The following is an 18,916-nucleotide window of genomic DNA, read 5'->3' on the forward strand; positions in this document are numbered from 1 at the left end:
CGTATTCTAAGGAGTAAATTGTAAATTTAAAATAAAAATAACCATTAATTTTTGATGCTTTGATCTTGTTTGAAATTATTGTCTGGCTTTGTTGTTTTTATCTTCTGTTTCCCCTTTTTACCGGTTTGCTGGCAGTCCTCAGGCCAAGGGAAAATCTTCGGGAGAAGCCTTTTTCAGCTGATTTTGCCTGTATTATCACCGTTTATAAAGAAAATGATATTGCCTGGCCATTGGTACGGGCTTTACTGAAACAGGAGTATCCCCATTATCAGGTATACCTGGTGGCGGACGGGATCGAGGAGCCTTTAGAAAAACAGGTACAGGATGAAAAGCTTACCCTTTTTCAACCCAACCCTTTTTTAAACAGCAAAGTGGCCTCCATCGCACTTGTTTTGGAAAAAATGAAAAAGAAGCACAGCCATGTGGTCATATTCGATCCGGATAACCTGGTGCCTCCCCATTTCCTGGGAGTGCTCAATCGCTATCATGCTGCGGGGTTTCAGGCAGTACAAGGGAAGCGGATCGCAAAAAACACCTCGGGTACCTACGCTGCCCTGGATGCCTTGGGCGAGTATTACTATGATTTTGCCGTCCGGAACGTCCCCTACCGTTTGGGCTCCTCCTCTACGATTGCCGGTTCGGGGATGTCATTGGAGAGAGAAATTTACCAGCAAAACATTTCCCATGAAATGCAGGTGCTCAAGGACAAGGGGTTGGTAGTGGCAGAGGACAAATCCCTGCAGGTGCAGCTAGTGGGAAGTGGCATCCGGATCGGGTATGCGGCGGCGGCAATCGTTTTTGATGAAAAGATCACGGCTGCTCGCCAAATTGGTAGGCAAAGGAGCCGGTGGCTGAACAGTTACTTTGGCCAGATTCCAACATCATTCCGGCTTCTGTTGAAAGGGCTGGTTTCCGGGGATTGGAACCGCATCTACTTTGCGGTAATGGTCTCTATGCCCCCCATGGTCATTTTGGTAGGAGTAAGCTTGCTGCTCAGTGTTGCGGCATTATGGATAAAGGTAAGTTACTTTTTTCTTTTGGCGGGCTCTTTGATTTTGTTTGGGTTGGGTTTTCTGACGCTTCTGGCATGGAACCATACACCAGGGGAAGTTATCAAAGCCATCCCAAAAATTCCCCTTTTCGTTTGGGGCCAATTGTCCGGCATGCTGAAAATTCGGAAAGCCAGCAAGGATTTTATGGCCACCAGTCATCAGGAAATCACTGAAATAGAGCCGATTTGGAAAAATAGGCAGCATGAATTCAGCCATTTGGAAGAATGGTGGAAGTAAAAGCGATAAGAATGAATTTATCGTTTTTGGATTTTTTCCATAAGGGAGGCTACTAATGTTGGATAGGCACGTGCTGCCTGTACCCAGCAATGGATAAATCGCATTTTAATGTATCTACTGAGGACCAGGTGTTTGATTAAAGCAGTACAAAAAACCGCCAGGACCAACCCGTAAGCAGCTCCCAGTAAGCCTATCCAATGAATGAAAAACCAACTCAATCCTGCGCCATAAATCAAGGTCCCAAAAACCATTAGCATATTGATAAATGGCTTGCCTATGGCATCTAAAAAGACTCCGGATTGCCTGTCAAAAGGCTTGATCAGTGCCAGAAAAGCCATGATTCGTAAAAAAGGAACTGCATCCAGGTAGTTTTCTCCTGCTATAAATAAAATTATGTAATGCGCAAATACCAGACAAAATAGCCAAAAGGGGAAGGTCAGGCTAAGCATCATTCCGGTGGTCTTTTCATAGAGTTGGCCTAGCGCCTGGGTTTTTCCGGTGTCGTGAGCTTCTGCTGCCTTGGGGTAGCTAATGGAGGCAATGGAATTAACGGGGATCTCCACCATGTTCAATACCCTCCCGGCCGTATTGGCCATGGCTACCTGCACCGGAGAGAGCAAGGCACCCAGTAGAAATTTATCAAGGCCATTCGTAAGCATGGACACCAGATTGGTTCCGAATACGAATTTCCCAAAGTGAAATATTTTTGCCAGCCAGTATTTTTTTACCCGCCATTGAAAACCAAAATAGCGCCGAACCTGATAGGCTGACATCAGGGTAGCTAACAAAAAAGCGGCATTATGGTACCAGGCAAGATGAACCAGGGTTAGTTTGTAGTCACTCAGGTACCCCATCACAATTACCAGAAAGAAGGGTAAACTTTTACTGATTCCTGCCAGGAAATAGGCCTTAAAATCGTAACTGGCCTGCATCAAAACCAGGTTATGGGTGTGGAGAACCAGGACGGGGAGCACCCAGGCATAGATGGTTAATATCGCCGCTAGTTTCGGAGCATTAAAAAGTTCAGCGATTGGATGAGCAGCCAGGACAAGAAGCGCGAGAATCAGGAAACTAAGCAAGGCATTGAGCAAAAGTGCGGCCGATTGGATCTTTCGTTTTACAGCCGGATTCTTTCCTACAATGAATTTGATCATCCCGTTTTGGATAAAGCCGTTTCTGGCCATGTCCAAAATGGACGTAATGGTGATGAGCAGGACCCAAACGCCAAAATCCTCTGGGGAGAAAATACGAACCAATAACATGAATCCAACAAACCCCAGCAAAAAATCCACCCCGCGGTGCATCATGGTAAAAAAGCCGCTTTTTAGCCAATACTTTTTATCGCTCATGTCCGCTGTAGTATTTCCTGGTAGTTGGCCAATGTGGTGGCGGCACCCTTTTTATAATCAAATAGAGCAGGTCTTTCCTTCCCTTTTTCTATTAATTTTTCCCGGATGCCTTCATTTTTCAGAAGTTGTTCGATGCCCTGCCGGATACTCTCCGGATCAAAAGGGTCAATGAGCAGGGCGGCATTACCAGCCACCTCGGGCATGGAAGAGGTGTTGGAAGTGATCACCGGACAGCCGCATGCCATGGCTTCCAGGATCGGTAGCCCAAAGCTTTCACGAAGAGAAGGATAAAGGAACAGCAGGGCCTGGCTATAAATGGCTGAGAGGTCTTCATTGGGAATGTACCCGGTCAGGTGGATTTTAGAAAGTAGCTGAGGAGCTCCGATATCGGAAAGCATGGATCGAAGCACTTCCTCTCCGATGTCAGGCATGACCAAATCGGGAAACGACTCGGCTGACGACTCCAAAAGTGCCAGGCTTTTCAATACCCCTTTTAGGTTCTTTTTAGGATCGGTATTTCCTAAAAAAAGCATGAAGGTTTTCGGTAGTGCATACGTTTCCCGAACCTCCTGCTGCCTGGCAAGACTTTGGGGCTTAAAATGGCTGGCAACACCGTTGTAGACAACTGCTACCGCCGAGGAATCCAATCCGAAATGCTGGGTAATTCTATCCTGTTCGTACGCCGATACCGTAAAAATTCCGGCCGCTTTTTTCACCACGGCCGGTACATTCCACCGGCGGTAAATGTTGCCCATTCGTTGGTACCAGCTGCCCTCTTTCAGGTTTATTTTTTCCAGGTAGATGATATCATGAAGGGTTATGACGAGTTTTGTTTGGCAAAATACGGGAGCCGTATTACTGGTGCAATGCAGTAGATCAAGTTCGTATTTTTTTACTGCCCGGGCCAAATGATATTGTTCCCAGATGGGGTAGGGAGAAGCGGGAAGCGGGATAATGGTGAAATTATCAGTCGGCTGAATTGGAGATGAATCTTCTGTTTCATTGACAAAGATGAAATACTGGTTTTCGGTATCCATTTCCTGCAAATTGCGAATCAGTGCAACGGCCACCATATCCATGCCGTGCCTTTTTCTACGAAAAATTCGTTGTGCCTCAATGCCTATCCTCATGCTGAATTAAATTTAGGTTTTCATTAATATTTTGCATAAATAAGCCGTCTGCAAAGCCCTTGACATAGGTTTTAGCATGGGCCCATTCTGACTGCAGCAGATACATAAAAAGATTTTTGGGCAAGGCGATGCCCAGATAATAGGCAGCTGTAAAAAAGAATAAAGGCCAGGGGACATTTCTGCGCAAAAATAGCCAGCGATTTCGGCTCATGTAGTAGGTTTTCAACAAGGAGTTTTTCCCCACACTCATGGACTCTTTATGTAAAATATACGTCTGGGGCTCGTACCAGAGGGTATAGCCCGCATCCTTGATTCGCTCGCAATAATCCATTTCTTCGTAATAGAGAAAATACAATTCGGCCATCATACCGATCTTCCGCACCACCGATTTGGGAATAAACATGGCGGCTCCATGAGCCAACTGTGTGATTTCCGCTTTTTGATATTGTCCCCGATCTTTTTCCTGATACCCTTTTCCTTTGCCTCTTCCTGTAATCGGATTGATGGCTGAAAATCCGGCAAATTGAATGGTGTCAGGTTCGTCGTAGTACAAGATTTTTGGACAAACCAGCCCGATAGTTGGGTCTGAAAGGGTGCGCTCAAGCAGTACATCCAGAATGTTTTCGGCAACCTCGGTATCGTTATTGACAAGGAAAAAATAATCGCCGCTGGCCACCTCCATTCCCCGGTTGTTGCCCCCCGCAAACCCCTCGTTTACCGGGTTTCGGACCAGGATGGTGTTTGGGTACCGGTCAAGAATCGCTGTCGGGTCTTCCTTTGAGGCATTGTCTACCACAATGATTTCTAGCCGGGGATAGGTGACCTTCTGAAACGAGGCCAGAAAATCAAGGGTATGTGTCAAACCATTATAATTAATGGTAATGACAGAGATCAGCGGTTTATCCATTTTTATCCGATTTTGTTATGTTGTTTTCCAGTTGGGGAGAAAGATAAAAGTAGGCCCAGGACATGTACAGGATGATTCCCGTGGGCATTTGCCCCAATAGTGGATTCCCTATGGAAGCGGCAGCAATTCCGGCGTACCCAGCGAGCAGGGCAAGTAATTTCTGCCTTAATTGGGGACTCTTTACTTTCCAAATCCGAAAGAGTGCCATGATCCCAATAAACGCCAGTATGGAGACATGCAGGTAAAGCCCAACAATCCCCAATTCCGCCCAGATTTTAATAAACCAGCTGTCGTTGGGTGTCTCTGCCAGGAAAGTACCGGGACTAAAGCGTTGCCCCCAAAAACCAGAGGTGCCGACACCTCCCCCAAATGGCCTGTTTTTCAGGTATTCGGAAAACTTCGCTTTGTTGGACAGCCGAACATTAAGCGAAGCGTCGTTGGGGTCCAATGCAGAGCGCAATCTTCGTATCTGATAATTTTCGTTCCCGATGCTGGTAAACTTTAGAAAGATAAACACCATGGCCAGTGCCGCTAATCCCATGGCCATGAGCTTAAAGTTTTTCGATGCAAAGAGGTAGGCCAGGGTTCCCGCTACCGGCACCATCAAGGCTCCTCTGGTTCCGCTCATAATCATCATGTAGAAAAACAGCAAGGCGCACCCTCCGAAAAAGATCCGGTACCTTGTCCGGAAAGGCCCCAATGCCAATACCAGTGCAATCATCCCGGAATGGGCGATTCCCGCCCCAAATTGGCCCGCATCCGAAAAAAAGCTGAAAACCCGCAGGTTGCCAAATAAGACATGGGTGGACCTGGATCCCTGGTCCAGCCATCGGTTTTCGGCAAAGTCTAATCCAATGTAATATTGCCTTAGCCCCCAGAATGAAGCCAGGATGGAAAACAGAATGATGATTTTAAGCAACCGGTCCAGGTCTTTTTGGGTATTCGCGTAGAGTAGGGTGAGGGGCACGGTCAGCAACATGTAAAGGGCCGTTCCCCGGACGGCATACACCCAGGCGGTAACGCTTCTGGCCTCGGGGTTGAAAATTTCGGCCACATTGTATCCCATCCAAATGAGGGTTACGGCCATCAGTGGGTTTTTCAGATAGGAGAAATCCGTCTTAACGCGGGTATGAAAAACAGCACTGATAAGCACGGCTGCGAGCGCAAAGTCTACGGTTAATCCCAGCGGCAGACTAGGTACATACCTACTCGCCCCTATGGACACAAAGGCAAAAACCAGGGCGGTGTACAAGCAATGGGCAGGGTGGCCCATCATGAAGATGCCAAGACCCACTCCCAAGGGAATAGCAAATAAAGTTCCTATTCCGAAAATCCCGGTCTGAACCACCCACAGGCTGACCAGCAGGGATAAGACCAGTACTGTCAGCGGAAAGGTTAGTTGAATTCGGGATAAATCCATAGGTCAGGATAAGATTTTTTTAATTTTTGAGCGTAGGAAGGACCTTTTTCGGGGGATCTCTCCATTGACATCCTCTAGTTCATCGTCTTTCAACTTATTTAGCCAGATCACATGCGGGATTTCTATCATTTCTTTTAGACTTTCGTGAAAGCGACTATCGGATGAATTCCAGTTACGTTCGGCATCTAACACCATCACCAATACATTTGCCTGATTAATAAGGGAGTAATTTAAGGGCAGCTCTTCAATATTGGGAAGCTCCCATAGGATAAATTCCTTTTCCGTTTGGGCGATTCGTTCTTCCCAATAGGTATCTTTCCGGTCGTAAATGACTGTTTCGTGGTGGTAGGAGAGGCTTTCACAGGAAATTTGAGACGCATCTCCAGGGCTTCCCCAATAGACCGACTTTCTGTTTTGGTCGGTTAGTTCCTCCACCAATTTCTGGATTAGAAAGGTTTTACCCTCTCCTTGCTTTAAACTATAAAACAGAATAAGTTTTTTCCCCTGTTGGGGTAGGTATTTTCCAATGTTGTTGTAAAACTGCTTCTGCAACCGGTTGTATAAGATGTCCTTTTTTACGGCCTTGCTCAGGACTTTTTCATCGATCCATGCCCCGGAAACCTTTAATCCGGTCACTTTCTCTGCCTGTGGAGCAGATTTGATGGTTCGGTCCAGGAAGAAAGATAAGATTACCAGAGAAAACCCCATGAAACCAGTGGCCAGGCTGCCTCCCAGGATAAACAACATGCGCTTGGAAGGAAGGGGTGTTTTTGGATAATAGGGTTCATCGATCAGTTTTTGAGAAGAAGACATCTCCAGGTCGTATTTCTGCAAATAAGCCATGTTTAGTCCGTGAAGGATGGAGAGGTACTGTTCTTCATTGACACTTACCTCCCGCTCCAATTTCTTTAATTCTGCACCTAGTGGCGCAAATTCTTCAATTTTTCCGGATAGGTAGGCCTTTCTATTTTGCATTACATCCAGCGATTGTTTCTGCTGTTCAAATAGTATTTTTAGCCCTAACCACTCTTCTAACAAGGTCTCTCGTTGGATTCCCTGAAGGGAGTTGCTATTTCGGAATAGTTCTGTGGAGGCTTCCTCGATCTGGGATTTTAGATTTGTTATTTCAGCCGTTAACCTTTCTATTTTAGCAGCCGAGCCGTTCTGAGCACGTAAGCCCTGGATTTCCATATCCCGGACAACAATTTCATCTTGCAGGGAGGAAATGGTTTGAATAATTACCTGCCTTTTGTCAAAATTCTGGAACATCTCCTGTATTTCATCCAAATTGGAGCGGGTGCCGGAGAGCAGGCGTTTCGACCTTTCCTCGTCTTGTTCGTGTTCTAGTTTGGCAATATCCAGGTATTTCCCTTGCTCGTAGTAGTTTAGTATCCGGTTCTGAGTCATGAAGACCTTCAAATTACCTTCGGCCTCCCGCAATTTGTCCTGAGCTTTGGTAAGCTGATTTTGAAAGTAGGCAATGGAGTTGGTGTTTTCCATTTCTTTCATCCCCGAATACCGTTCCATAAAAGCTTCTGAAACAAGTCTTAATGTATGGAAACAAATACCCGGGTCATTTGTCCGATAGGAAATTTCCATCATATCGGAGGAGGATTTTCTTCCTACATACAACCTTTCCAGTACTTTTCTAATGGAATAGTGCTCGTGCTCCCGAAGGAGGTATTCGATTGGTGAGCCGGGGGTGTTTTGGTAATGTTCCTTTACCCGAACGAGGGTTTGTTCCAGGTTGCCGGGGACCGCTAGTTCTTCCCACAGCTCCGGGTGAATGTGTTGCTGCAGGTTTCGATAGGAATCTTCTTGAATAATGCTGGGGACAACTTCAGGAAGCGACAGGTGCATGGCCAGCAGGCGGAGTACGGCATCCTCTATGGTTTCCCTTGATTTGACCAGCAAGGTAAGGTTATCAAATAGGTTATTGGAGGTGTAAAAATCCATGCGTACCACGCCGCCGTCGGTAGCACCACGGTTGGTATTGGGATTGGTGAAAATGATGGTTTTGCTTTCGTATTCGCGCGGCATGTTTTGAGTAAGGAAAAACACAGCCAGTCCTACCAAAATTGGCGGAATCAGGATCCGGAATTTGTTTCTCCAGAGAAGACGAATCAGGTGTTTAATACTCATTAATTGCGAATTAGTTGACCCAGCGGGACACCGATTAATAATTCCAGTTTTTGAACCGCCACAAAAAAACTACTTTTGGCATTTTCGTACTCCGATTGGGCGATGGTATGAATCTCCGCATTACGCATGTAACTGGTGGCATCCAGGTTACCCAGATTAAATTCCATTTCCATCTGCAACACGTTCGTTCTTGCTTTTTCCTGCATTTGAGCGCGAATGTTCATTAATCGCTGAGCCAGTAGCAAGTCATTATATTGTTCAATGACCTGTTCCGATATCACCAGCTCCATTTCCCGGGTTTTGTGAAAGGTCGCTTCCAATTCATTTCGTTGCAGCCTGATTCGATCACCCCGATTCACTATTTCAGCTAATGGAATGCTTAAATTGACACCGGTCCGGTATCCATTGGCAATATTGGAAAGATCAGCACCCTGCGTCCCCGTGGTGACGATGGCCTGATTGCCATAGCCGTAATCCACATAGCCCCTCAATAAATTTGCCCAGGATTTTTTTGCCAGTTTGAGTCTCGATTCGGCAGAACCGACAAGGGCTTCGTTGAGTTGGACGGTGGGATGTTGCCCAATAGCCAGGTCGATGAGGCTATCCAGCGCAGGTAATTGATTTTCAATGGGAATATTCAAATCCAATTCTCCCAATACCTCTCCATCCTGTTGAGCCAGTACGGATCCACCTATCGTAAAAAATCCTAAAAAGTAAATCAGGCCCAGGTTTATGCACCTAAAAGGTTTTTTTACCATGAATTTCATTTATTTATATATTAATTACAAAAATAAGTTTATGTAAAATATTTTACTGTTTTTGCCTTATTTTTAAAATAAAAGTACTAAAAATTTTAATTTATCCTTTTTTTTTGAATTTAAATTTTCACCCTATATATTCATTAATTATTTAAAAGATACATGATTCAGCAAAAATTAGCGGATAGGTTACAGGGAAAAAGCCATGCGCTTTTTGGACGGGAAGCGCGCACGCCAGGTGAAAAAATTCGTCTTTACCTGTCTTTTTTCAGGGAAGTTTTCCAAGGTATAATCCGTTTACTAAATGCAAAAATCAGACTCAGAAAATGTGAGCAGGTGGGCAGATTGGTAACCGTAAGAGGAAATCTCCGAGTAGAAGGTGATGGGGCCATACGAATTGGAGATCGGTGTAAACTTTGGTCGCATATGGGTACCACGCAATTGTATGCCGATCGGGGAGCTTTGTTGGAAATTGGGGAGGACACCTTTATCAATACGGCCTGTATCTTGTCGGCAAGCCAGCACATATCCATTGGAAAAAACTGTCAGGTAGCCAATCAGGTTATCATTATGGATGGGGACTTCCATGGGGTAGCGAATCGGGATGAAAAAGGAAAATCCGGTGCTATTTTTATAGAGGACGATGCCTGGCTCGCCACCCGGTGCATGGTGCTAAAGGGAGTTCGGATTGGCAAAGGGGCCACCGTGGCAGCGGGAGCCGTCGTAACGAAAGACGTAGCTCCCTATACCTTGGTGGGAGGTGTGCCTGCCCGATTAATCAGAAAATTACCGGAACCGGAGTCTGTTTATACCACATGATCTGGAGGATTCAATAATGAGAATGAATATAGTTAACTTGATGATAGGGAAATGAATCGTTGTGTAATCATAGATGATGATGCGGCCAGCATTGAAGTGCTTTCGCATTACATATCAAAAACAAAATCGCTGGAATTGCTGGCGAAATTTACAGATGCCATCGACGGGTTGAACTTTTTGATCGAAAATAAAGGCACCATCGATTTAATTTTCCTGGACATTGAGATGCCTGAGATGAATGGTTTTGAGATATTGAAACACAGCCAGTACGATGGATCCCTGATCGTCATTTCTGCAAATCATGAAAATGCGATTTCCGCTTTTGAGACCAATGCTTGTTTTTATTTACCCAAACCCTTTTCTTATCCCCAATTTCTGAAAGGAATAGAAAAATGCAAAGAAGCCGAGGTAAAAATCGATCCGAGTTCCTATTCTAAGGATTTTATTTTTGTAAAGGACGATCGGTTATACAAAAAAATCCTCTTTTCAGAAATCAGTTATTGTGAGGGAAAAGGAGATTACATCAGTTTAAAATGCAAGGCCCAAACATTCACCATTAAGTCAACCATCTCTAACTTTCTGGAAAAATTGGCTTCCAACTCGGAATTTGTTCAGGTGCACCGCTCCTACGTGATCAATTTACATTACCTGACTGATTTCGACAGTGACACCGCAGTCGTGGATGGAAAAATCATTCCTATCGGCGCGAAGTATAAAGATCAATTGAAGAAAAGTGTAAATTTTTTGTGACAGGAATTTACGGTTTGTGATGGGAATCTGTTCGTGACATGCCGGTAGGTTTTTACCGGGCTACTCCGAATCAATATGCCTGGCTATTAATTTTTTTACAAGCTTGTTTTCTGCAGAAAACGTTTCCAACAGGGCTTTAATACTGGACTCGTCGAATTTTGTCAGGTTCTCTAGTTCCAAGGCAATCGTGTACATCGTATCCAGCCCGGCCGTTAAAGCAGAGCCTTTTAGTTTATGACCCTCCGTACAGATCCCAGCCAGGTTTTTATCGAAAAAGTGTTTTTGTAAAACCTTATCGGAGTGATCCAGTTCGGTTAACGTAAGCTTTAGCACTTCTTTGATTACTTCCGCCTCATCGCCCAAGTATTCTTTCACTTTTTCCACGTTAAAATGGGCTGAAGGCTCCAGATCTGCCGGGCTCAAATTCTCACTGTCCACCTCTTTGTTCTGGCTTATGGCTGCTGGACTTTTTTTATCCTGCTTGTCCTTGGGGGGCAACCATTTTTCAAAAATTTGACGGATGTTTTTTTCCACAATAGGTTTGGCCACAAAATCTACCATACCTGAATTCAGGCATTTTTCTCGCTCCCCTTTGATATTTCCAGCAGTGATGGCCACAATGGGAATGTCTTTAAGTAAAGGAGATTCCTTGATTTTTTTAGTCGCTTCGTGGCCACTCATCACCGGCATTTGAATGTCCATTAGTATGATGTCGGGATGGTAATCTCTTACCATCTCAAATGCTGCTAGTCCATCGGTGGCTTCCAGGATTTCGGTATTGGGAGAAACCTTAAGAACGATGGTTTTCGCCAGAAACATATTGATCGTATTGTCCTCAGCGATCAGCACGCGATAATTGTCCTGTAGGGATTTCTGTGAAGGAGGGGAGGCAGCCGTTGCCTTTTGAACGGGTTTACGGTGATTTAGCTGTGCTAAGGAATCGTAAAGGGCTTTGATTTTGATCGGCTTGGATAGTTTTATCTGGATGGACAATTCCTTGCATTTTTTATGGATATAATCGTCGTCTGCCGAGCTGTGTAAAAGCATGATGGGCAAATTGGTTTTTTCCTGCGAAAAATTGTTTCTGATTTTTGCAGCCGTTTCCAAACCATCCATGTAAGGCATGTTTAGATCCATCAATACCGTATCGTAATCGCCATTATTTTCAATTTTCTGGAGTGCATCGAACCCATTGGTCGCTTCATCCATCTGTATATTTTTAAGGGAAAACATTTCCCTTAAAATGAGACGGTTGTTTTCGTTATCATCCACTACCAACACTTTTTTGATAAAATCAGTATCGGTTTTTTTAATGTAATTGCCATTTTCCGTTTTCAGGGGGATGTCAAAATAGAACCTACTCCCTTTCTCTAACTGGCTGATTAGTTTCAATTCGGAACCCATCATGGCCAGGAGTTTATTGGAAATGGTCAAGCCCAATCCCGTTCCCCCATATTGTTTGGTAGTGGAGCCGTCTTCCTGTGAAAAGGCATCAAATATTTTTTTCTGGTTTTCTTCCGAAATGCCAATACCCGTATCCCGAACTTCGAAGCGAATCAATTTGTACCCGTCCGGCAAATCTTCCAGCGGCTGAATTTTTAACTCGATTTCTCCCTCCTTGGTAAATTTAACCGCATTTCCGAGCAGGTTTATCAGGATTTGCTTGAGGCGGATATCGTCAATGTGCACAAAACGGGGGAGTTCTTTTTCCAGGTTTAGAAGCATCTCCACTCCTTTTTTCTGGGCCTGATAGGAGACCACGTCGGTGGCCTGCCCCGCCAGTTCAAAAATATCCGTTTTGCTGATGTCTAATTCTAATTTCCCCGCTTCTATTTTTGAAAAGTCAAGGATGTCGTTGATTATATTTAATAATGTCGTGGCGGATTGGTTGACGATGCCAATATACTGGTCTTGAACATCATTAAGTTCGGTTTTTAGCAGCAGATCCGTGAACCCAATGATACCGTTCAGGGGGGTACGGATTTCATGGCTCATGTTGGCCAGAAATTCTGACTTTGCCAGGCTGGCCTTCTCAGCAATTTCTTTTGATTCGATCAGATTTCTTTCCAAAAAATTCCGATCAATGGCATTGGAGATGCTGTTAGCAAAGCTTTTTAAAAGGGAAAGCTCTGCTTGTGACCACTCTCGCTCCATTTTACAATCATCGTACCCAATAAAGCCCCAAAAACCTTCCTCTGTAAATATCGGAATGGCCAGGATGGATTTGATGTTTTGCTCTGCCAAAAATTCCCGCGTTGAAGAGGATTCTGGCATTTTGGAAAGAATGGCCTGAAAAACCTCGTTATTTTCCATGGGTTCCACAAATTCCCCAAAAAAATTGATGGGAACATCCTGAAGATCCGGATTATTTATTTGGGGTTCTACTTCATCGGCACTCCACTCAAATCGCTGAGAGGTCAGTGTAGACCCATCCTCCGCTTTACTGTTTTCCCAATAATAAACACGGTCCACATCGGCCGCTTTTCCAATCAACTCCAGGCTATTGGAAATGGCTACTTTTAGATTTCTATTTGAAAGCAACTCATCAGTGGCTTTGGAAATAGCAGAAAGCATTTGTTCTTTCTGGATCAATTGATTCTCTCTGTTCACTGCTTCGTTGATATCCTGTATGGTTCCAAATAGGTAAAGGCATTTTCCCTCTTCAATATGGGCTTCGCCAATGGTACGAATCCAAATTTCTTTGCCCTTGGCGGTTACAATTTTTAATTTTTCATCCCAGGCTTTCCCGTATTCGCTGGCCAGCGAAAAAAGCTCCCGCATTCGCTCCCGGTAAAATCCTTCTTTATAAAACTGAAAAGACTCGTCCAGACGGGGCATGTAATCCTCCCCAACTTCAAAAATGGATCTGGAAATGTCGGTCCAGCTAAGGGAGTTTTTTTCCATGTCGTATTTCCAGCCACCAATCTTTGCCATCATGTGCGTTTGGCTGAGCAATTCCTTGGCATTTTGGATGGTTTTTTCCAACCGTAGCCTTTCCGTAATATCGATGGAGTTGCCGATTACATAGCTATTGCCCTGATAATCCTTTTCCAGGGTGTTGCTGTACAGCCAGACCTTTAGTTTACCATTGGTCTGCCGGGTGGTCATCAGTCCCTGGGCTTTCCCGTCTTTATTTAACTCCTGGAAATAAGTATCAATTTCCGGATGGAATTTCGAAGGAATGATGTCCCAAAGTTTTTTGGATAGCATCTCCTCTACCGTATACCCTAACAGCCGGGCACCATAATTATTAAAACTTAAAAAGTTACCCTCGAGGTCGTGCGTCAGCATCAGCCCCTGGCTGTTTTCAAAAAAGGACCGAAATTTTTCCTCACTGGAGAGCAACCTTTTCTCTTTGTCTTTTTCCTGACTAATGTCCCTGCCAATTGCAAAAATCCATTTGTTTTTAAGGTCTCCGGTAGCGGTCCATGCAAAGGTTTTGTAGGCACCCGTTTCGGTCTTCAACCGGTGACTAAAATTGGATGTCGCTTCACCCTTGATCAGTTTATTGATCTCCACCATGGTCTGTTCCACATCTTTCGGGTGGATGTAATCGGCCATGGGTTTTTCCGAAAGTTCCGCTTCCCCATACCCTAGCAAGGTTTCGAAGGCTTTATTTACCTTGATGAATTTCCCGTCAAAACGAATTACGGTAATGAGGTCTTGAGAGAGCGAGAGGGCTTTGCTTAAAAGCCGATCTTCGAAATTCTCTGTTTTTATACGGATATGTTCCCAAATTGCTTCTGATAGAATCGCAAGGCTTTCCGGTATGGTGGCTAAATTTCCGGGAATAGCCGGATCAGCTACTACTAAATAGCCAACCACATCACTCCCCACCTCTAACACCGGCTGAACGGCCAGGTAACCAATACCATTAAAAGATTGTAAAAAATCGCTTTCTTCCAGCGGCTTGAAAACTTCCTTCGTATCCCGAAATTCCCTGCTATCCAATAGGTAATGGCAGAAGGGATCGTTTGCAGCGATGTTGTCTTTCGGTATACTTTCAGAATTGGATTTAAACCAAATACCCTTTGCATCTGGAAAGCCTATAAACGCATGTTTGCAACCTGTAAGTTTTTTCGCTAAAACCACGATCCGGTCAAAATTTTTATTCGGAATGCCCTTTCCGAGGTACAATCCGGAAACCCTGCTGGTCATATTGTTTCCCTTTAAAGAACTACCTTTACTCATGGTGTGACTGGTGCAAGTTGGCGGTAAAATCAATTATTATTAAAGTTACTATTAAAATAAATACAAACGCAAAGAAGTTAATCAAACGTTTCAATGGGTAAAAAAACGAAAATTATTGGTTGTTTCAACAATCCATTTCAATCATTCCACTTACTTTTACAAAATCGATATTAAAATTTAAAAATCAAATTCAGTCGCAAATTTATATCTTATGCTAGAGGTTCTATTTTGGATGTCGATTGTCGTTGTTTGGTATGCATTTTTAGGTTACGGAGTGATTTTGTATTTGCTGGTGAAGCTTAAAGGAATTTTTACGCGCAATCCTTCAGTGTCTTTTCCTGAAAATTGGCCGGAAGTTAGCTTGGTAATCCCCTGCTTCAATGAGGCGGATGTCATCCGGATTAAGGCTGAAAACTCGCTCGCCCTGGATTATCCCAATTCCAACTATAAAGTTGTTTTTATCACCGATGGATCCACCGATAACTTTCGGGAAGTATTAGCGGAATACCCGCAGGTGGAAATCCTGCATGAGGACCGCAGGGCAGGAAAAACGGCTGCTGAAAACCGGGCCATGACCCAAGTCAAAAGCCCATTTGTCGTTTTTACCGATGCCAATACCCTTCTCAATAAAATGGCCTTGAAAAACATCATCCGTCATTTTTCTTCCGATAAAGTGGGTTGTGTTTCCGGAGAAAAACGCGTGCTCATGGAATCGGCTGAATCGGCCAGTGCGGCTGGTGAAGGCATGTATTGGAAATACGAATCCTTTCTTAAGAAACTGGATAGTAGCCTCTATTCCGCAGTAGGAGCGGCCGGTGAGCTGGTAGCTTTTCGCGCTACCCTTTACCAGACGCTTCCGGAAGACACCATTTTGGATGACTTTATGCAATCCATGCTTATCGCCTCGAAAGGATATAAAATTGTATACGAACCGGAAGCCTACGCCATGGAAACAGGCTCCGATTCCATTCCGGAGGAGTTAAAAAGAAAGATCAGAATCAGTGCTGGCGGTTGGCAGTCCATGAAAAGGTTATTTTTCCAAATTACGCCATTTAGCCAACCGCTGTTGTTTTTCCAGTACCTTTCCCACCGGGTGCTTCGATGGACCATTACCCCGTTTTTGCTTATTTTCATCTTTATTTCGAATCTGTTTTTATGGACTCAAGGTTGGGTCTATCAGCTGCTGATGATTGGGCAGATCCTGTTTTACCTGGCTGCCGGTTTGGGTTATTTTCTCGAAAACAGAAAATTAAGGATAAAAGCACTTTTTGTCCCCTTTTACTTTTGCCTGATGAATTACGCGGTGGTGGCTGGACTGATCCGCTTCCTGAAGGGAAGTCAGAAAAGCACCTGGGAAAAAGCCAAACGGAGGCAACAACAGTAAGCCGGTGCTTATAGGGACTTTGCCATACGCGTTGCATTGGAACGGAAATAGTTTTACTTTCACCGGTAAATAAACCCAAATACCGTTATGAAGATACTTACCCTACTCCTGCTGTCTCTGGCTTTTTCCCAGGTACAAGCCCAACATTACCAACCCCATCCCTCGGCTGTTTTTGAGTACCAAATGTTACCCGTGACAACCCGGGAGGAGACAGCGCAAAGGCATTTGATGGATTGGCCCACCAAGACGCTGGAAAATTTTCATGTCGAACAGCTTGATCTGAAAACGGAAGATGCTATTGAAATAAAAAGCGACAAGGAAATGCTGGTATTGGTATTGGAGGGGGCGCTTCAATTGGATACAGATCGTTCTAAGGAGCTCCTGGAAGAACGGAGTATCGCCTGGTTGCCCCGGAATAAAAACGTTAAAATGACTCCGCAAAATTCCACTGCTTCTGTTTACCTGATACGATGGGCGGTTGAGGGCAGCGCTAAAGAGGCAGCAACGGTTCGTCCCGAGCCAAAAATCTTCCATTACGAAGCCATGGACTTTCAGGAGACTGCCAAGGGAGGCAGACGCGCTATCATGAGAGAAGCGACGGAAACGTTACAAGAACTCGAAATGCATATTACCACCTTAAAGGAAGGTGAAAAAAGTCACGATCCTCACGTGCACGCTGATGAAGAAATTATTCTGGTGCTGCAGGGTCATGTAGCCGAGCATATCAACGGCACCGAATACCAGCTGGGACCGGGCTCTTTGGTGTTTTTATCCGCCTATGACCCTCATGGCATTCGCAATGTGGGTAAGGGGGAATGTGAGTATTACGCCATTCGCTGGATTACAGCAAAAACGGGAAAGTAACTATTTCGTAAAAAGCATCTTTAAAAAAGGTATTTTTTTATTTAAAATGAAATAAGGTATATTGTATTCCCGAAACTGCCAAACCTGCTGAAGTATCCTGCTTACTGTCCAATGTAATAAACCCTTTCCCCAATTGTGAGTCCATGGGAGTTTTGCAAAAACATACAGATACGGAATTGCTGGCAAGTCTCCGGCAGGGAGACATGGCTGCCTTCGATGAGCTATATTTTAGGTATGCTAAAAAGCTGATGGCATTTTCGCGTACTATTTTTACAGATCAATATCTTGCCGAAGAGGCGGTTCAGGAAATCTTTGTCAGAATCTGGCAACGAAGGAAAAAACTGGATACGTCTAAATCCTTCAAGAGCTACCTTTTTCAATCGGTCAAATTCTACGTATATAACCACATTCGCAATCGCAAAAAGGAGTGTTGCCTGGAAGCGGTAGCAGGCCGTCCGGAGTTTGTGGACCAAAGTCAGGAAAAGGACATGGCCTACCACGAATTAGAGGAGTGGGCGATGGAGTTAATTAGCCGACTACCGACCGTGCAACAAGAAGTGTTTCGCCTGAACAAGCTCGACGGCATGAGTAGTGATCAAATAGCGTCACAGATGAATTTATCTAAACGGACCATTGAGCACCACATTTACCTGGCCTCAAAATCACTGAAAAAAAACCTGCTGCAGCATCCTACCTTTTCCGGACTTCTGTTTCTCAGTATAAGTTTTGGTATTTGTTAGAGGCGTGCGATAATATCAAAATAATATTCTATAATTTCATAAAAATAGATTTTCATAAAATTTTTTGAGGGTTTTTTAGAATTCCATTAAGTAAATGGACTGGCTGATGGTTTCTATACCAAAGCACAATAAACCCAGTGAAAAAAGAAATACTATCCCGGTTTTTGAATGGAACGGCCAGCCAGGACGAAAAGAACCTGGTATTGAAGTGGCTGGAGCAGGAGAATGCGCGGGAAACTTTTGACCGGTATTTAAAGGAAATATGGAAGGATGCCAGTCCTTCCGATGCGGATAGGACGGATTACGAATCCCTCTTACAGCGGATTCATGAGAAAGTGCAGCCCGGATCAGGGAAGGGAAAAGTCAAACGCATCTTTTCCTGGACAACATTTTTTCGCATAGCTGCTTCCCTGATTTTGGTTGTCGGATCTGCCTATTTTTTGAAGCAGGGCATGGAACACCAACATCCCATCCCGGTAAAAATTGAAAAAACAATTACGAAAGCAACTCAAAACGGTGAAAAACTGAGGCTGGAATTGCCAGATGGCACTCAAATCACTCTAAATGCGAATTCATCCCTTTCCTTTTCTTCCCATTTTGGGCAAAACGAACGAGTGGTACACCTTTCCGGAGAAGCTTATTTTATTATCGCCAAAGATTCTTTACGTCCATTCCAGGTGATTACCGATGAGATGGTTACCACTGCACTGGGTACCGAATTCAATGCCTATGCGCGATCAGATCAGTATACATTGGCATTAACCGAAGGAAGGGTGGCGATTGATGCAGCGAGCCAAAGCGTCGAATTAACTTCCGGTCAAATGGCCACAGTGAATGCAAGGTTACATCCCAATGACTTAAAAGTCAACTCATTTGATTTTGACAGAATCGTTGGGTGGAAAGAAGGACAATTGGTGGTTGACCGCAAACCTCTAAGGGTCCTATTGGAGGACTTGAGGTCATGGTATGGAGTAGAAATGAAAATAGATCCGCAGTTAAACCTAAATCGACGGGTGATCGGCACCTTTCGAAATAAGAACCTGTCCGATGTGTTGACAGGACTGGGGTTTTCCATGGGATTTGATTTTGAAATAAACGGAAAAGTAGTATTCATCAAAAAAGAAAGCCTATGAACTAACAAAAAGCAGGGTAAAACTCCCATCGGCAAATGAA

The 18,916-nt window shown here is 44.3% G+C and carries 14 protein-coding genes; 7 read left to right on the forward strand and 7 right to left on the reverse strand.

The window, feature by feature from the left end; translation table 11 throughout:
- The first annotated feature begins 59 nt into the window (after positions 1 to 59).
- Positions 60 to 1,289 (forward strand): glycosyltransferase, encoded by a 1,230-nt coding sequence (locus tag GJQ68_RS20785; RefSeq protein ID WP_162419193.1) that lies wholly within the window; start codon positions 60 to 62, stop codon positions 1,287 to 1,289.
- 17 nt (positions 1,290 to 1,306) lie between these two features.
- Here GJQ68_RS20785 and GJQ68_RS20790 read toward each other — a convergent pair whose 3' ends face one another.
- Genes GJQ68_RS20790 through GJQ68_RS20815 form a run of 6 tightly spaced genes read right to left on the reverse strand, consistent with a single transcriptional unit; the run spans position 1,307 to position 8,995 of the window.
- On the reverse strand, positions 1,307 to 2,638 hold the full coding sequence (locus GJQ68_RS20790) for an oligosaccharide flippase family protein (RefSeq protein WP_162419194.1): 1,332 nt from the start codon (positions 2,636 to 2,638) through the stop codon (positions 1,307 to 1,309).
- Positions 2,635 to 3,768 carry a glycosyltransferase family 4 protein gene (locus tag GJQ68_RS20795; protein ID WP_162419195.1) on the reverse strand — a complete coding sequence of 378 codons (1,134 nt, stop codon included), beginning with the start codon at positions 3,766 to 3,768 and terminating at the stop codon, positions 2,635 to 2,637. Before GJQ68_RS20795 ends, GJQ68_RS20790 begins: the two co-directional genes overlap by 4 nt.
- Positions 3,752 to 4,675 carry a glycosyltransferase family 2 protein gene (locus GJQ68_RS20800; protein WP_162419196.1) on the reverse strand — a complete coding sequence of 308 codons (924 nt, stop codon included), beginning with the start codon at positions 4,673 to 4,675 and terminating at the stop codon, positions 3,752 to 3,754. Before GJQ68_RS20800 ends, GJQ68_RS20795 begins: the two co-directional genes overlap by 17 nt.
- The gene (locus tag GJQ68_RS20805) at positions 4,668 to 6,095 is read right to left on the reverse strand and encodes an O-antigen ligase family protein (protein WP_162419197.1); all 1,428 of its coding nucleotides are present in this window, start codon (positions 6,093 to 6,095) and stop codon (positions 4,668 to 4,670) included. The genes GJQ68_RS20800 and GJQ68_RS20805 overlap by 8 nt, the downstream gene beginning before the upstream one ends.
- A gap of 3 nt (positions 6,096 to 6,098) precedes the next feature.
- On the reverse strand, positions 6,099 to 8,237 hold the full coding sequence (locus GJQ68_RS20810; RefSeq protein WP_162419198.1) for a GumC family protein: 2,139 nt from the start codon (positions 8,235 to 8,237) through the stop codon (positions 6,099 to 6,101).
- The gene (locus GJQ68_RS20815) at positions 8,237 to 8,995 is read right to left on the reverse strand and encodes a TolC family protein (protein ID WP_162419199.1); all 759 of its coding nucleotides are present in this window, start codon (positions 8,993 to 8,995) and stop codon (positions 8,237 to 8,239) included. Before GJQ68_RS20815 ends, GJQ68_RS20810 begins: the two co-directional genes overlap by 1 nt.
- Before the next feature lie 162 nt (positions 8,996 to 9,157).
- Here GJQ68_RS20815 and GJQ68_RS20820 point away from each other — a divergent pair, with 162 nt between their 5' ends.
- Together GJQ68_RS20820 and GJQ68_RS20825 are read left to right on the forward strand one after the other, a co-directional pair.
- A complete protein-coding gene (locus tag GJQ68_RS20820; protein ID WP_162419200.1) occupies positions 9,158 to 9,814 on the forward strand; it encodes an acyltransferase in 657 nt (218 codons plus the stop codon).
- Between the two features lie 51 nt (positions 9,815 to 9,865).
- Positions 9,866 to 10,564 (forward strand): LytR/AlgR family response regulator transcription factor, encoded by a 699-nt coding sequence (locus GJQ68_RS20825; RefSeq protein WP_162419201.1) that lies wholly within the window; start codon positions 9,866 to 9,868, stop codon positions 10,562 to 10,564.
- 60 nt (positions 10,565 to 10,624) lie between these two features.
- Here the strand turns inward: GJQ68_RS20825 and GJQ68_RS20830 are convergent, their stop codons facing one another.
- Positions 10,625 to 14,755: a response regulator gene (locus GJQ68_RS20830; protein WP_162419202.1), complete on the reverse strand. Its 4,131-nt coding sequence runs from the start codon at positions 14,753 to 14,755 to the stop codon at positions 10,625 to 10,627.
- Between the two features lie 211 nt (positions 14,756 to 14,966).
- Between GJQ68_RS20830 and GJQ68_RS20835 the strand changes: the two genes are divergently transcribed.
- The 4 genes from GJQ68_RS20835 (at position 14,967) to GJQ68_RS20850 (ending at position 18,876) form a co-directional block, all read left to right on the forward strand.
- Positions 14,967 to 16,139, forward strand: coding sequence for a glycosyltransferase family 2 protein (locus tag GJQ68_RS20835; protein WP_162419203.1), 1,173 nt, complete (start codon positions 14,967 to 14,969; stop codon positions 16,137 to 16,139).
- An 87-nt stretch (positions 16,140 to 16,226) separates the two neighbouring features.
- Positions 16,227 to 17,003 carry a cupin domain-containing protein gene (locus tag GJQ68_RS20840; protein ID WP_162419204.1) on the forward strand — a complete coding sequence of 259 codons (777 nt, stop codon included), beginning with the start codon at positions 16,227 to 16,229 and terminating at the stop codon, positions 17,001 to 17,003.
- A 143-nt stretch (positions 17,004 to 17,146) separates the two neighbouring features.
- Positions 17,147 to 17,743 (forward strand): RNA polymerase sigma factor, encoded by a 597-nt coding sequence (locus GJQ68_RS20845; RefSeq protein ID WP_162419205.1) that lies wholly within the window; start codon positions 17,147 to 17,149, stop codon positions 17,741 to 17,743.
- A 137-nt stretch (positions 17,744 to 17,880) separates the two neighbouring features.
- The gene (locus GJQ68_RS20850; RefSeq protein WP_162419206.1) at positions 17,881 to 18,876 is read left to right on the forward strand and encodes a FecR family protein; all 996 of its coding nucleotides are present in this window, start codon (positions 17,881 to 17,883) and stop codon (positions 18,874 to 18,876) included.
- The last annotated feature ends 40 nt before the right edge of the window (positions 18,877 to 18,916 follow it).

Origin of the sequence: Cyclobacterium roseum (assembly GCF_010119225.1) — a bacterium.
GTDB classification, from domain to species: Bacteria; Bacteroidota; Bacteroidia; order Cytophagales; family Cyclobacteriaceae; genus Cyclobacterium; species Cyclobacterium roseum.